The organism is Marinactinospora endophytica (genome assembly GCF_054780875.1).
The window spans coordinates 194,501-209,047 of the sequence record NZ_BAAGVM010000011.1 but is presented as its reverse complement, the minus strand read 5'-3'; the positions used below and the strand labels follow the sequence as shown (position 1 = coordinate 209,047).

The 14,547-nt window shown below is 73.8% G+C and carries 14 protein-coding genes and 1 riboswitch; of the genes, 7 read left to right on the top strand and 7 right to left on the bottom strand.

What is annotated here, in order from left to right:
* Positions 1 to 31: 31 nt before the first annotated feature.
* A complete protein-coding gene (locus tag ACYVHU_RS20300; RefSeq protein ID WP_498949273.1) occupies positions 32 to 1,090 on the bottom strand; it encodes a glucose 1-dehydrogenase in 1,059 nt (352 codons plus the stop codon).
* 434 nt (positions 1,091 to 1,524) lie between these two features.
* Between ACYVHU_RS20300 and ACYVHU_RS20295 the strand changes: the two genes are divergently transcribed.
* Positions 1,525 to 2,421, top strand: coding sequence for a helix-turn-helix transcriptional regulator (locus tag ACYVHU_RS20295; RefSeq protein ID WP_498949271.1), 897 nt, complete (start codon positions 1,525 to 1,527; stop codon positions 2,419 to 2,421).
* 94 nt (positions 2,422 to 2,515) lie between these two features.
* Here the strand turns inward: ACYVHU_RS20295 and ACYVHU_RS20290 are convergent, their stop codons facing one another.
* From ACYVHU_RS20290 to ACYVHU_RS20280, 3 genes are all read right to left on the bottom strand, one after another.
* The gene (locus ACYVHU_RS20290; protein WP_498949270.1) at positions 2,516 to 2,863 is read right to left on the bottom strand and encodes a DMT family transporter; all 348 of its coding nucleotides are present in this window, start codon (positions 2,861 to 2,863) and stop codon (positions 2,516 to 2,518) included.
* Positions 2,864 to 2,865: 2 nt separating this feature from the next.
* On the bottom strand, positions 2,866 to 3,180 hold the full coding sequence (locus ACYVHU_RS20285; protein WP_498949269.1) for a DMT family transporter: 315 nt from the start codon (positions 3,178 to 3,180) through the stop codon (positions 2,866 to 2,868).
* Between the two features lie 12 nt (positions 3,181 to 3,192).
* Positions 3,193 to 3,258: riboswitch (guanidine-III (ykkC-III) riboswitch) on the bottom strand.
* Between the two features lie 345 nt (positions 3,259 to 3,603).
* On the bottom strand, positions 3,604 to 4,188 hold the full coding sequence (locus ACYVHU_RS20280; RefSeq protein WP_498949267.1) for a helix-turn-helix domain-containing protein: 585 nt from the start codon (positions 4,186 to 4,188) through the stop codon (positions 3,604 to 3,606).
* A 118-nt stretch (positions 4,189 to 4,306) separates the two neighbouring features.
* On the opposite strand from ACYVHU_RS20280, the gene ACYVHU_RS20275 reads away from it, so the two are divergent.
* Entirely contained in the window at positions 4,307 to 5,143 is an 837-nt protein-coding gene (locus ACYVHU_RS20275; RefSeq protein ID WP_498949265.1) for a DMT family transporter, read from the top strand.
* A 53-nt stretch (positions 5,144 to 5,196) separates the two neighbouring features.
* Entirely contained in the window at positions 5,197 to 5,889 is a 693-nt protein-coding gene (locus tag ACYVHU_RS20270; RefSeq protein ID WP_498949286.1) for a B3/B4 domain-containing protein, read from the top strand.
* 866 nt (positions 5,890 to 6,755) lie between these two features.
* Here ACYVHU_RS20270 and ACYVHU_RS20265 read toward each other — a convergent pair.
* Positions 6,756 to 7,406, bottom strand: a complete 651-nt coding sequence (locus ACYVHU_RS20265; protein ID WP_498949264.1) for an FMN-binding negative transcriptional regulator — start codon at positions 7,404 to 7,406, stop codon at positions 6,756 to 6,758.
* A 223-nt stretch (positions 7,407 to 7,629) separates the two neighbouring features.
* Between ACYVHU_RS20265 and ACYVHU_RS20260 the strand changes: the two genes are divergently transcribed.
* On the top strand, positions 7,630 to 8,076 hold the full coding sequence (locus ACYVHU_RS20260; RefSeq protein ID WP_498949262.1) for a GNAT family N-acetyltransferase: 447 nt from the start codon (positions 7,630 to 7,632) through the stop codon (positions 8,074 to 8,076).
* Positions 8,077 to 8,548: 472 nt separating this feature from the next.
* Positions 8,549 to 8,887, top strand: a complete 339-nt coding sequence (locus ACYVHU_RS20255; protein ID WP_078759492.1) for a hypothetical protein — start codon at positions 8,549 to 8,551, stop codon at positions 8,885 to 8,887.
* Positions 8,888 to 8,923: 36 nt separating this feature from the next.
* On the opposite strand, the gene ACYVHU_RS20250 is transcribed toward ACYVHU_RS20255, so the two are convergent.
* Together ACYVHU_RS20250 and ACYVHU_RS20245 are read right to left on the bottom strand one after the other, a co-directional pair.
* Positions 8,924 to 10,009, bottom strand: coding sequence for an S-methyl thiohydantoin desulfurase family protein (locus tag ACYVHU_RS20250; protein WP_078759493.1), 1,086 nt, complete (start codon positions 10,007 to 10,009; stop codon positions 8,924 to 8,926).
* Positions 10,006 to 11,580 carry a hydantoinase/oxoprolinase family protein gene (locus tag ACYVHU_RS20245; RefSeq protein ID WP_498949261.1) on the bottom strand — a complete coding sequence of 525 codons (1,575 nt, stop codon included), beginning with the start codon at positions 11,578 to 11,580 and terminating at the stop codon, positions 10,006 to 10,008. The genes ACYVHU_RS20250 and ACYVHU_RS20245 overlap by 4 nt, the downstream gene beginning before the upstream one ends.
* Positions 11,581 to 11,866: 286 nt before the next feature.
* On the opposite strand from ACYVHU_RS20245, the gene ACYVHU_RS20240 reads away from it, so the two are divergent.
* Both ACYVHU_RS20240 and ACYVHU_RS20235 read left to right on the top strand, forming a co-directional pair.
* Positions 11,867 to 12,940, top strand: coding sequence for a DUF917 domain-containing protein (locus ACYVHU_RS20240; protein WP_498949260.1), 1,074 nt, complete (start codon positions 11,867 to 11,869; stop codon positions 12,938 to 12,940).
* Positions 12,937 to 14,547: a PucR family transcriptional regulator gene (locus tag ACYVHU_RS20235; protein WP_498949259.1), complete on the top strand. Its 1,611-nt coding sequence runs from the start codon at positions 12,937 to 12,939 to the stop codon at positions 14,545 to 14,547. Before ACYVHU_RS20240 ends, ACYVHU_RS20235 begins: the two co-directional genes overlap by 4 nt.

Genomic DNA, 14,547 nt, shown 5'->3' with positions numbered 1-14,547 from the left:
CCCACCCGAACGTGACGGAGGGGGCGGGAGCTCAGCCCGTCCCGTCCAGTTCGATGACGACTTTGACGTCGCCGGGCCGGTAGGCGAATGCCTCGGCGAAGTCCTCCAGGGGGACGCGCCGGCTGACCAGCCGGGACAGCCAGGCCACGTCGGCGCGGGCGAGCGCGTCGGCCGCCAGGCGGTAGTGGCGCAGGTTGGCGTTGACCGAGCCGATCACCACGTCGTTCTCCAGCACGATCTTGCGGTTGACCGCGCCCATGTCGGCCGGGATCGTGGACCCCGGCGTGGAGACCCCGAGCAGGCAGACGATGCCGTAGGGGCTGGTGATGGTCATGACCCCCACAATGATCTCCTCCGCCGCGGTCGCCTCGATCACGATGTCGGGCCGGACCCTGCGGGCGACCTCCTCCAATCCGTCGCAATGGTAGGTGGCGCCGAGGTCGGCCAACAGGGCCGGCTTGGGGCCGCCGCCGGCACGGCCGAGGACGTGCACGTCCAAGCCGCGTTGCACCCCGAGCAACGCGGCGAGCAGGCCGATCGATCCGGCTCCGGTGACCAGGACCGACCTGGGCTCAAAGGCCGAGCGGGCGCCGACCTTCTCGATCTGGTCCCAGGCCTTGGCCACGATCGTGGTCGGTTCCATGAGCATCCCCACCTCGGCCAGTTCCGGGGCGAGGCGGACCGCGTAGTCGGGGTCGACGACCCAGCGCTGGGACGCATACCCGTCGATCCCCTTGATCCCGCGCTCGGTGTAGCCGTCGTTGCGGCACATGTCGAACTCGCCGTGGGCGCAGGCGAGGCACGGTTCGGGGTCGGGCCGCCGCACCACCCCCACGACCAGGTCACCGGCCTGGAACCCGGACCCGTCGGGGGCCGCGCGGACGCGGCCCAGCGACTCGTGCCCGATGACCAGGCGCCGCTGCCCCGGGGGCGCGCTCCCGTACAACCCCTCGGCGATCTCGCGGTCGGTACCGCACACCCCCACGGCCATCCCATCGACGAGCAGGTCGCCCGGTCCCGGTTCGGGCTCGGGGACGTCGGTGACCTGGAGCGAGCCCTTCTGTGACGGAATGACTGTCAAGGCGCGCATGTCGCCTCCTCCTCACCGTCCTCGCGGTCTTTTGCGAGGGACGCCGCTGCCCTCGCGCGAGAGCCGCAAACCCGGAGCGGGGACCGCTCGGCCCCGTGGGCGACGGCGACGACGTCGCCCACGGGGAGCCGATGCGCGACCGGCCGCTCCGCTACGCCGTCCCTCGGAAGGCGGTCTGAGGGGACCACGGGGAGGCGGGAGCCCGGGCACTGCCCCACGGCCGTGGCCGCCGGCGCGGCCTCGACGACTCGCCGCAGGCGGGGACGGTGAGCACCCAGTGGCGCCCCGTGCCCGCCGCCTGGTCCTGACAGGGCCTCCCAGGCGGCCGGCCGGGGGTGTTTGACTGCCGGCCCTGTGACGGCAGCAGGCGCTGTGCCCCGAGGGGGTGTCACAGAGCCTCCCACGTCCCCGACCGCCGTCCATAACCTGAGGACATGGACAAGAAGACCGTTCGCGAGTTCCTGGTCAGCAGGCGGGCTCGCGTGACGCCGGAGCAGGTGGGCCTGCCCGTCTACGGGGACGATCGCCGTGTGCCCGGGCTGCGCCGCGAGGAGGTGGCGATGCTCGCGGGGGTGAGCGTCGACTACTACACCCGGTTGGAACGCGGCAACATCGGCGGTGCCTCCGAGAGTGTCCTGGAGGCGATCGCCACCGCGCTGATGCTGGACGAGGTCGAACGCGCCCACCTGTTCGACCTCGCCCGCGCCGCGGCCGGCACCCGCCGGCGTCGTTCGGCGCGCCCGGCCGGCGGGGTGCGTTCCTCGGTGCAGCGGGTGCTCGACGCGATGGCCGTCCCCGCGGTCGTCCACAACGCCCGGCAGGACCTGGTGGCCGCCAACCGGCTGGGCAGGGCGCTGTACGCGCCGCATTTCGACACCGACCAGCCGCCCAACATAGCGAGATTCGTCTTCTTGGACCCCCGGGCCCGCGACTACTACGTCGACTGGCCCCTGGCCCGGCGCACCGTCGCGGCGATGATGCGCCTGGAGGCCGGGCGCGCGCCTCTTGACGAGGGGCTCACCTCGCTGATCGGGGAACTGTCGGCGCGCAGCGCCGTCTTCGCCCAGGACTGGGCGCGCCACAACGTCCACAGTCACCGCACCGGCACCAAGTCGTTCCGACACCCCGACGTCGGCCTCATCGAGGTCGCCTTCGACGTGTTCGAGCCGACCGGGGACGATCGGCTGTGGATCGTCACCTACACCGCCGAACCCGGCACCCCCTCGGCGGACGCCTTCATCCTCCTCGGCTCCCTCACCGCCACCCACGACGCCGCCCGAGAGCCGCACAGCGCCACCGACGGCGATTCCACGCGGTCAGCGGACCGCTAGGGCGGCGCCCGACCTCGCCGTCCGGCCCGGGCGGGGCCGCCTTCGGCGGCGACACCGACATGCGGCGTGGTGGAGACCCCACGCCGCGCTAGGGCTACCCGGGTTCGGGCGCGTCTTCCGGCGGCCTGCCCGGTACCAGCTTCAGCCCCACGACCGCCACGATGATCCCGGTGATGAAGACGATCTTGCCCACCGAGACGCTCTCGGCCCCGGTGGCCATCGCGTAGATCACCGTCAGCGCGGCGCCGACACCGACCCACACCGCGTACCCGGTTCCGATGGGGATGTGCTTGACCGCCCATCCCAGGCCGAACATGCTCACGGCCAGGGCGACGAGGAACACGACGGTGGGGATCGGCTCGGTGAATCCGTCGGACATGCCCAGGGCGGTGGCCCACACGGCTTCGAACACGGCGCTGACGAGCAGGACGATCCATGGCATGGTCAGCTCACCGCCTTGAGTCCGATGATCGAGCCGATGAGCAGGACCAGGAGCGTGACCTTTCCCCAGGTGGCACGGTCCTGTCCGGTGACGAACCCCCACAGCACGGTCAGGGTGGCGCCGACACCGACCCACACCGCGTAGGCGGTGCCGGTGGGCAGGGAGGCCATGGCCCACGCCAGTCCCGCCATGCTCAGGGTCAGGGCGACGAAGAACACGACGGTGGGGCGCCGGCGTCTGAAGCCCCGGGAGGCCGACAGGGCTATCGCCCACACCGCCTCCAAGACACCCGAGACGACCAATACGAACCACGCCATAGGTGACCTCTTCCCAGGCCGTCTTGTCGTGGTGCGGGTACGGCTCCCTCGTCCGCGGGTCCGCTCACCAGACCCTTGTACAACTGTACAAGGTTGCCGCGCCGTCACCAAGGGAGATGCCCCCTCGGGGCCGCGAGCCCCCGCGATCGACCCGCCTGGACGACCCTCCCCCCCTCGACGATCATCCCCGAGTCCCCGGGGTTCGCGCCCGGAAAACACCCGCACCGGCGTGGCGCCACGGGAGCTCCCCGGGGAGCCCGCGCCCCAGAATCGGGAGGCGGCACGGGACAACGGCACGGTGTCCCCCTGGCAGCCGGTACCCCGACGCCGGTCGTCCGCAGCGAGGACGGGGACACCGATCGCGCCACCGGACTCCGCGACCTCCCCCGGTCGGCGGACCACCGCCCTCCGGGCACCCGAGGGTCAGGAGGGAGAGGTCGGACCGGGTGGCAGGTGGACCGTCATGATCAGGTCACAGGTCCCGCTACCCGAACCCCGGTAGGCGTGGGGGACGTCACCGTCGAAGGTGGCGGTCTGCCCGGCCTCGAGGGGATGCTCCTCGCCGTCGACGACCAGGACCATCCGGCCGGAGGTGACGCTGACGGTCTCCACGACTCCGGCCTGGTGGGGATGGCTGGAGTACTCCTCATCCGGTTCCAGCCGCCAGCGCCAGACCTCAACAGGGGCCGACCCCGAGGTCGTCAGCACGAGCCGCGCCTGGCTCCCCCGCTCACCGGTCCACAGTGGCGCCACGGCGTCGGCGGCCACGACGCGGACACGACCTTCGGGCGGCCCCTGCATCAGGGCGGACACCGAGATTCCGAGGGTGTCGGCCAGCCGGACCAGGGTGGCCAGGTTGGGGTTGCCCTGGGCCTTCTCCAAACCGACCAGGGCCCCCTTGCTGACCTGGGCGCGCCTGCTGAGCTCCTCCAGAGTCAGGCCCGCTCGGACGCGGGCCGCCCGGACGTTGCGCGCGACCGCCCGCAGGGCCGCGGCCGTCTCGGCCATCTGACTCTCCATCCTCACGCTTGGAGCATTGGAATGCACCACATGGTCATTCCGTTGACACAATTCGGTCGTTCTGATGTACAGTGTAGTCGTTTTATTGAACGTCAAGGGATGTGCCGTGCTCGCTCTGCTGCTGGCGCTCGGCAGCTCACTCGCCTACGGATGCGCCGATTTCCTCGGCGGCCTCGGCGCCCGCAAGGCCCACGTGCTGCGCACCGTGATGATCGCGGCCCCGGCGAGTCTGGTGGTCGAGCTGCTGCTGTGGCCGCTGCTCGGCGCCTCGTTCGACGCCGCCGCCCTGGGCTGGGGCGCCGCGTCGGGGGTCGCCTCGGCCGCCGCGTTCGCCCTGCTCTACCGCACCCTGGCGATCGGTCCGATGAACGTGCTGTCGCCCGTGACCGCGCTGGTGTCCGCCGTGCTGCCCGTGACCGTGGGACTGGTCCAGGGCGAGCGCCTGGCCACCGCCGACCTGGTGGGCCTGCCGCTCGCGCTGGTGGCGGTGGCACTGGTCAGCGCCGGACCCGGCGTGCGCTCGGCGCGCCCCTCCCCCACCGCGCTGCTCCTGGCCTTCGGTGCGGGCACCGCCATCGCCCTCCAACTGGTCTTCCTGCACCAGGCGCCGTCCGACAGCGGGGTGGCCCCGCTGATCATCGGCCGAGCGGTCTCCTCGGCCGTCACCCTGACCGCGGCCGGGTTGCTGCACCGCAGGCTGGGCCCCGAACGGCCCGCCTACGCGATGTCGGCGACCGCGGGAGCGCTGGACTCGGTGGCGAACCTGCTGTTCCTGCTCGCCGCCCGCAGCGGGAACCTCGCCGTCGTCGCCGTGATCACCGCCCTCTATCCGGCCGGCACGGTGCTGCTCGCCCGCGGCGTGCTCGCCGAACGTGTCCAGCGCGGCCAGTTCGTCGGCCTGGGCGCCGCCGCCGTCGCCGTCAGCCTCCTCGCCCTGTCCTGATCCGACCCACGTCCACACAGAGAACGGAAACCGACCCATGACCGTCTTCCAACCTGGCCGCCGACGTCGCAGACGCCTTCCCCGACACCCTCATCGCCCTGGTCGCCGCCACGGGCCTGCGCGGCCGCGAACCCTGGCCCCGGACCGTCGCCGCCCTGGAGGAACTGGAGCAACGGCTCGCCGACGGCTCCTGGCGTCCCGCCGACGAGACCGACCCCCGCATCGCGGCCTGGCACCACGCCTACCGTTCCTTCGGCACCAACCCCCGCCGCGTCCGTCCCAGCGTCGACGCCCTCGGCCGGCGCCTCGCCAAGAAGGGGACCCTGCCGCGCATCAATCCGGCCGTCGACTCCTATAACTCCGTCTCCGTCCGTCACGGTCTGCCCGCCGGCGCCTTCGACCTGGACCACGTCACCGGAGACGTCGTCATCGGCCACGCGAACGGCGATGAGTCCTTCACCCCGCTCGGCGAACCCGACACGGTCGAAACCCCCAAGCCCGGCGAGGTCGTCTACGCGGACGGCGGCGGGATCCTGACCCGCCACTGGAACCACCGCGACGCCCACCGCACCCGTGTCACCGAAGATTCCGTACGCGTCGTCTTCGTCCTGGAAACCCTCCAGGCCGCGCGCGACGGCCATCTCCTCACGGCCGCCGCGGAGGAGCTCCGGGGCCTGCTCGAGCCGCACACCGAGCAGGTCACCGTGGGCTACCTCGGTCCGCACCAGCCCACGGCCCGCGTCTGAGACCTCGCCCGGTCACTCGCCGGCCGCGCGTGGTCTTCGCCGCCGGCCACGTTCGATCCGGGCGCCGTCGGCGCATGGCCACGATCGTGTCGACGACCTCGGCGCGCTGCCCCCGGGACCCGTCGCGTCGCGCTTCGGCGATTCGAGGATCCCGGGAAGCCGTTGCGGCCCGAGCTCAAGCGATTCGGCCAGCTCTTCGGGCGTCGGGGGGCGATGCGCCGAGGGGTCCCACGCCCAGGGCGCCACGGAGCCGTGGTCCACGATGAGGAGCACCCCTCCCGACGTGCCGGCCGCGCGCCGCCGGTCTCCCGCGCGGGGACGTAGAAGAAGAGGCTCCCCAGCACGAGGTCGAACGGGCCGGGGGCACGGGGTCCACCGTCAGATCGCGCCGGGCCGCCCGCATCCGGTCCGCGAGCCCGGGCGCTGCGGCGCGGTGCTCGACGCGGTCCACCGCGGTCTGGGCGACATCGAGCGCTGTCACGGACCGTCCCCGCCCGGAGAGCCAGAGCGCGTCGCCCCCATGGCCCGCGCCGAGCTCCAGGGCCCGCCCCCGTGGAAGCCGCAGTCGGGGAGCCGTCGCCGGGACGGCGGGGACGGGGCGGTCCCCCACGTTGGGGCGAGCGTCCCGTGGTGACGCTCCCAGAAGTCCGCGTCGTACACGGTCATCGTCGTCGGCTCCTCTCGTGGGCCGTTGACGGGTCCGATCTCCGGGGACCGGGCTTCCGCCGTCACTTCGTGAACCGATCTGCCATGACGGCGGAAACGGACGTCCGCCCGCGAGCACGGGGCAAGACGGGGCCGCCGGTCGGGTACGCCCCGACCGGCGCGGGCGACACCGGGCGGACCGATGAGGACGCGTCGGCCTGTCAGTGAGGCCGCGCCTCCTCCTCCCGGTCCCGTACCGCCTCCATCGCCTCGGCGACCTCGCTCTCGCGCGCCCCCTCGGCGCGCAGGCCCTCGACGACCCCGGCGACGTCGCGGGAGGGACGGTTCTGGCTGAGCTTCCACTTCGCCTCGATCCGGGACACGACGACCTCGACGCCCACGATCGCGCGCACCTGTCCGGCGAGGAACGTGTCGGGCGCGTCGTCGACCCGCCACGGCTCGGGCCGGTCCGCCTCGTGCTTGTCGGTGAGGCGGCGGACCGCGTCTTGGATCCAGGCCGGATCGTGGTGGGCGTGGAGCCGGCCGTGCACGTGGACCGTGACGTAGTTCCAGGTCGGGACCACGCGACCGTGCTCGCGCTTGGTCGCGTACCACGACGGGCTCACGTAGGCGTCGGGACCGCGCACGATGGCCAGCGCCTCGGCCCCCTCGGCACGCCACTGGTCGTTGTTGCGGGCCACGTGGGCCACCAGCGCGCCGTGGCCGCCACGCCGCGGGTCGAAGACGAAGGGAAGGGTGGTGGCCGTAAGGCCGTCCGGTCCCGCGGTGACGAGGTCCAGCGTGCCCGCGCGCGCCAGCAGGTCGTGGACCGCGGCCTGGTCGGGTGCCGCGAAGTGCCGGGGGATGTACATGTCCGCTCCTCTCGACGCGCCCGCACGACGAACGCCCGAAAGATTACCTAATACATATAAACTATTGCACTAGTTCATATACTCCGCCACCTCGTCGCCGGGAGGGGCGCGTCGGGGAGAATCAGGGCGTGGACGCCATCGAGACCCCCCCGGCTCCTGCTACGCCGCTGGCGGGAGGAGGACGTCGCCCCCCTTCGCCGCGATCAACAGCGATCCCCGGGTCATGCGCTGGATCGGCGACGGAACGGTCCATGACCTGGACCAGACCCGCGCCCAGGTCGCGGCGATCGAACGCGGCTGGGAGGAACGGGGCTTCGGGCTGTTCGCCCTGGAGCTCCGCGAGAGCGGGGAGCTGGTCGGCTTCACGGGTCTTGCGGTACCGCGCTTCCTCCCCGAGGTCCTGCCCGCCGTGGAGATCGGCTGGCGGCTGGGACGGCCCTTCTGGGGTCGCGGGCTGGCCGGCGAGGCCGCCCAGGCCACCCTGCGCTCCGCCTTCCTCGAACACCGGCTGGAACGGGTGGTCAGCATCGCCCGGACCGAGAACACCGCGTCGATACGGGTCATGCGGCGCCTGGGCATGCGCCGGGAACGCACGACCGTGCTGCCCGGGACGCACCACCCCGTCGTGGTCTACGAGATCACGCGCGACGCCTACGGCGCCCAGGGCTGAGCCCCCGTTGCCGGCGCCTGCCGCCGGCCCCGTGCCGGTTCCCCGCCGAGACGGTGGTGGGCGCGTATCCGGCACGGGCGCCCGACGCCGCGCGGGTCTCCCGCCGGCCGTCCCAGGCCCCTCCCCGCCCTCCCGTTCGCCGGACCGCGCGCCTGCCCCGGCAGACGCCCGCGTCCACGTTGGGGCGGACCGCTACCCCGACCGCTCCCGCGTCCTACCCCTCCGCTCGCGCCGGCCCGCGCGGCGGCCTCCCGCCGCTCGCCTCGCTCTCCCCGGGAAGACCGGACGCGAACGGCCTGCCTCGTCGCCCGCGCGGGGCCGCGCAGACCTTTTGCGCCCGGCCGCAACCCGGCGTGTCCGGCCCCGCCCTCTTCCCCTTCCCCGCGTGCCGGAGCGATCATCGCTGATGGGAACGGCCCGGGCTCCCCGGCACGGGCCGGCCTCTCCGTCCCTCGACGCGTGGAGGACGACCATGACCGAACAGGTAGCGGGCTCCCTTCCCGGACCGCTCGCCCCCGACTCGCAGATCCGGCTGCCCCTGGCGACCGCCGACCGGCTCAGACAGTCGCTGGACGGGGTGCTGGCCGCCCTCGCCTACGCCGTCTCCGCCTGCGGAGGGCGCGACATCCTGGACCGGCGCAGGCTGATCGAACTGGCCCGCGACGTCGAGGAGCTGACCATCGCGATCGAGGACGCGGGCGGCTGCGCCGCCGACCGCTCGCGCAGCCGCGCCCTCTACCACCTCATCGCCAGCGCCGTGGACGGCGGGCGGATCGCCCACCACGACGCCTACGCCCGGCACCTGCCCTGAACCACGCCGCACGGCCGCCCCCGGGGGCGGCCCGGCTCAGACGAGCCGCTCCACCGGGACGAAGTCATGGTCGTAGCCGAAGTAGCGCGGTCCCACCAGGTCGAGCCCCTCGTCCGTGCGCCAGCGCGGATGGCAGGGGATGCCCAGCACCGCCACGCGGAAGCCGTAGCGCATCGCCTCGGTGGTGACCGGCTCGCCGGTCTCGGCGTCCAGGACACAGATCAGGTCGGGCGTGCTCGCGACGACGGCGCCGTCACGTTCGGCGACGAGGTGCTCGTTTTGGAAGCCGAGCGCGAGTGTGTGCCCGGCCCACTCACCCGTCCCCTCCAGTCCGGCCCGGCCCCGCACGAACCCGCCGGTGGTCCGGCGCGAGACGTCGACCACCTTGCCGCGCAGCAGCTCGAACCCGCCCAGGGCCGCGACGGCTTCGGCCACCGGGTCCGCGTGCTCGCGCCGGGCCCGCGCCAGCCGCGCGCCCAGGTCCCTGGCCACCCCCAGGGTCCCGGGCACCAGGCCGCGCTTGGCCTGGGCGCCGTCCATGGGGTAGATGGCCGTGGCCGCGCTCGCCCCCATCTCCACCGTGGCGGGTCGGGCGAGCCGTTCGCCCCACCGGTTGTCGACGGTGCGCAGGACCAGGGAGTTGCCCTTCTCATCGGTGAGCGCCATCGGCGTGGCGGCGACCCCCTCCAGCGTGGGCAGCATCATCTGGAGTTCGGGGAAGGCGCGTCCCATCCCGTCACCGTCGATGAGCGGCAGCCCTAGCTCGGCCGCCGCGGTGATCGGGATCATCGAGTTGACGCCGCCGGCCTCGACACAGGCCACGTGGGTGGGGGTGCGGCCGAGGACCTCGGCGAGCGCGGCGACGGCGCGGGCCGGTTCGTGGCCGGCCGGCAGCTTCTCCACCATCACCGCCGGCGCGCCCATCATGCCCACCGGAACGACGAGGGCGTCATCGGGCACGTCGGCGAGCTGGACCACGCGCACCGGACCGTGCCTGCGGATGGCCTGTTCGGCCATGACCCGGCCGATGTAGGGGTCGCCGCCCCCTCCGGTGCCCAGCACCGCGGCCCCACGGGCGAGGTCGGCGACGTCGTCGTGGCCGATCAGGTCGAAATCACTCATGACGCACCGACTTCCTGTTCCACGGTGTTCAGTTCCAGGTCCCCGACCGCCTTGACGCGCACGCGCACCGAGTCGCCCGGCAGGTAGGCGATGGGAACCTCGTCGACCTCGACGACACGGACGCTGGCGGGCCGGGCCCCGGCGACCACGGCCCGCTGAGCCGCCTCCTGCCTGGCCTCGTCCAGGACCGCGCCGCGGTCACGTCCGCCCAGGGAGTAGATGCGGTCCACCTCCCCGCCCACCTGGGCGATGGCCGCGCCGATCGCGTTGGCGACGGAGGCGTGTTCAGGGCGCAGGACCGTCTCGAATCCGGGCAGCGCACCGGGGACCAGGACGCTTCCGCCGCCGACCAGCACCATCGGCAGCGGTTCCGCCGAGGTGCGCATGGTGTCGGCGGTCTCGGCGATACGCCGGGCGATGTGCTCCAATCCGTCACGTACGAGCGCGGGATCCAGGTCCGCCACCAGCGCCGGGTCGCCGATCCGGGCGATGCCCGCGGCCACGGCGAGGTCGGTCGCGGTGAGGGTGCCGCCGCCGAACACCCTGGCCTCGCTGGTCAGGCGGTGCCCCACACTGCCCGGGCCGACGCGCAGCGGGCCGTTGCCGGTGTGGACGAGACTGCCGCCGCCGATGCCGATCGCCACCACGTCGGGCATCCGGAAGTTGGTGCGCACCCCGCCGATCTCGACCTCGGCGCCGGCCGGGCGCGGGAAGCCGCCGACCAGGACGCCGATGTCGGCGGTGGTGCCGCCGACGTCGACCACCAGGCAGTCGCTCAGCCCCGACAGCAGCGCGGCACCGCGCATGGAGTTGGTGGGCCCGGAGGCGAAGGTGGCCACCGGGTAGTCGCGGGCGTAGTCGATGTCCATCAACGTGCCGTCGTTTTGGGACAGGTACAGCGGAGCGTCGATGCCGCTGCCCGCCAGCGCGCGGCGGAACGCCTCGGTGGCGTGCTCGGCCACGTCGAGCAACGCCGCGTTGACGATGGTGGCGTTCTCCCGTTCCAGCAGCCCGATGCGCCCGAGCTCGTGGGAGAGCGAGACCTTCACGTGGGGCAGCTCGGCCGCGATGATCTCGGCCGCCGCGATCTCGGCCTCGGCCGTCACCGGGGAGAAGACCGAGGTGATGGCCACGGTGCGCACACCGGCCTCGCCCAGTTCCGCCGCGATACGACGTAGTTCGGCGGGGCGCAGGTCGCTGATCGCCCGACCGTCGAACTCGTGTCCGCCGTGGGCCTGGTGGACGTGGCGCCCGATCGCGTCGGCGAGGTGGTCCGGCCAGTCCGACATCGGCGGGATGCCGGCACCGGCGGGCAGCCCCAGTCGCAGGACACCGGTGCGCGCCAGTCCGTCGCCCGAGACCACGGCGTTGGTGAAGTGGGTGGTCCCGACCATGACCGCCTGGACGGCCTTCGGATCGAAGCGCTGCTCGGCGGCGAGGCCGGCGAGCGCGTCGACGATGCCGGAGGTGACGTCGGCGGTCGTGGAGCGCTTGACCGACGCCACCACCGAGGTCCCCTCCATGAGGACGGCGTCGGTGTTGGTCCCCCCGACGTCGATGCCGATGTGCATGTGGGCGTGTTCTCCTTCGGTCGGGGTGGGCTGTCTCCCGCGAACGGGACGGGCGGATCGGCCGTCACGCCACGGCCCGGGACGTCCTGTGCCCACCGGGCGACAGGACCGGGGGCCCGCCCCCGCGCCGGAGGGCGGTGCCCGGCGACAGTGCCACGCTAGGGCCCGCTTCGAAGCGGCTCAATGTGCGTTTCGCACATTTTCCCGACGTCCGCGCAGCACTGTGCTGCCTCCTCCTCGTGCCGTGACGGCCTGGGGGTTCTTCCCCGCGCTACAGTTCCCTGCCATGGGGGAGACGCAGCGGCGGATCGACGTCGCCGACCTGGCCGACCTGGCGCTGGGCGCCCGGCTGCTGGGATCCGGCGGGGGCGGGCGCACCTCGACCGGCGCCGCGTTCGCCCGTGCCGCGCTGCGCGACCGCGGGCCCGTACGGCTGCTGGGGACGCGGGATCTTCCCGACGACCACACCGTCGTCGCCGTGGGGGTGGCGGGCTCGTCCGCCTTCATCGAGGAACGCCTGCCCTCGACCGAGTTGGCCACGGCCGTGCGCACCCTCCTGGATCTGCTCGACCGTCCCCCGTTCGCGCTGCTGCCGCTGGAGATCGGTGGCGTCAACGCGCTCCTGGCCGTCGCGGCGGCGTCGATGCTGGACGCGCCCCTGCTGGACGCCGACGCCATGGGCCGCGCCTTCCCCCGCGTCGAGCAGACCTCGCTGACCGCCTCGGGCGTCGCCGTCGCGCCGGCCGTGCTCGCCGTACCGGATGGGACGACCCTCACCGTGCGGGGCGAGGACAACCTCCGCGTCGCCGGGCTCATCGGCGCCAACCTGCCCGCCCTGGGCGGCTGGGCCGCGACGGCGCTGTACCCCTGCCGAGCCGACGTGGCGCGCACGGCCGCGATCCCCGGCAGCGTCTCCCGGGCGCTGGCACTGGGCCGCAGCCTGCGCGAGGCGGGCGCCGACCCCCACGACCGTCCGAGGTTCGCGGCGTCCATCGGCGCCGAATGGCTGTTCGACGGCGTCGTCGCCGAGGTGCTCCGCCCGGACCGGGCCGCCCCCCATCTGGTGGTCACGCTGGAGTCCGCGCTCCCCCGCCAGGAGACCCTGCGGCTGGACGCCGGCGACGAATTCCTGCTGGCCGCGCTCGACGGACGCCAGGTGGCGCGGGTCCCCGATGTGATCGCGGTGCTCAGCGCCCGGGAGTGGAGCGTGCTCGGCGTCGACGCCCTGCGGCCACGTCAGCCGGTGTCGGTGCTGCGGATCCCGCGCCCGCCCATTTGGGATCGGTTGGCCGCCGGCGACCTGGTGGGCCCCGGTGCCCACGGGCTGGGCTCCCTCGACACCGTGGCGGGGCCGTCGTGAACGGCGCGCCGGGTGGGACGGGCACCCCGGTGACGGCGCGCGACCTGCTCGCGCTCCCCCTGCCGGGGCGGGTCCAAACGCTGGGCGGCGCCGGTGGGCTCGATCGCGTCCTCGACCGCGTCGTCCCCCTGGGCGCCGACCCCGGCAGCCGCGCCGACAGCGATCCGGCCTGGTCGCGGGCGGCGGTCATGGCCGACCTGTCGGCGCGGCCGGACCTGCGCCACGGCCATGTCGTCGACCTGCTCCTGCGGATGTGTCACCACCGAGGCGCCCACGCGCTGATCGTCGTCGGCGAGACCGCGCCGGCGCTGGTCACCCGCAGGTTGGCCGACCGCTACCGGATAGCGCTGCTCGCGGTGACCGGCGCCGCCGCGGCGACGGTGATCGGGGAGGTCACGGTGGCCGTCCACCACCCCCAGGTGGCCACCGCCCGCCTGCTCGTCGACCTGGCCCGGGAACTCACCCGCTGCTCCGGTGATCTCGAACGGATCAGCGCCGTCGTCGCCCGCGCGCTGGACGCCTCCTTCGCCGTACACGCCCTCGACGGCACGATCACCGGGACCAGCCCCCTGCCCCGGGTCCCAGCGGGGGTGGTCGCCCGGTTCCGCTCCCCGGCCGCCGAACTGGTGGAGGGACGCAACGTGGTGGTCCAGCCCGTCTCCGTCCCGGTCGGCACCCCCCAGACCTGGCTGGTGGCCGAACGGGACGACGCCGGACCCCAGTGGCGCGACATGGCGTCGCGCGCCCTGGCACTGGCGCAGGGGGAGGTCTCGGCCTGGGCCACCGCACGGCGGTTGCGCCTGGCCGAGGAGGACCGGACCCACGGCTGGCTGCTCACCGAACTGGTGGAGGGCGGCGGGCGGATCGGCGAACGCTGGCGCGAGCGCGCCGCCGCGCTCGGTTGGCTGGTCGACGGCCGGCACGTGGGCGTCCAGATCCAACCCGTCGACGAGGGGCCCTTGGAGGCACCGGCCCTGGCCGCGCTGGAGGACCGGTTGCGCGCCGCGGGGCTGGACCTGACCGGTCCCATCGGGTGGCGGGGAGGGGCCGCGGCCTGGTTCAGCGGTGCCGGGCCGAGCGGGCCGGCACCGCACGCCGACCTGAGAGACCGGCTGGCCGGCGCGCTCGCCGCCTTCTCCGCCTCACCTGCCGGCCGGCCGGTCGTGGCCGGTGTGGGCCGGCCCTCCTCGGGCCCCGAGGGGATCGCCGCGACGCTGGAGTCGGCGCGCGCCGCGGCGCTGCGGGCGCTCACCCGGGGCGGGACGGGGACGGTGGCCGCCGACAGCGGTGGCGGCCCCGGCCGCCTGCTCGTGGACTGGTACTCCTCCGCCGACTTCCGCGGCGAGGCCGCGCGGCTGCTGCGCCCGCTCGCCGAGACCGACGACGCGCTCGTGCCCACCCTGGCGGCCTACTTCGACGCCGCCGCCTCGGTGACCGCTGCCGCCCGGGCGCTGGGGGTGCACCGCAACACCGTCATGCACCGGCTGCGCCGCATCGAGGACCTCCTCCACGTCGACCTGTCCGACCCCGACACCCGGCTGGCCCTGCACCTGGCAGTCCGGGTGTTCCCCCGCCCGTTCGCCGGCCAGGAGTTTGTAGCCCTCTGA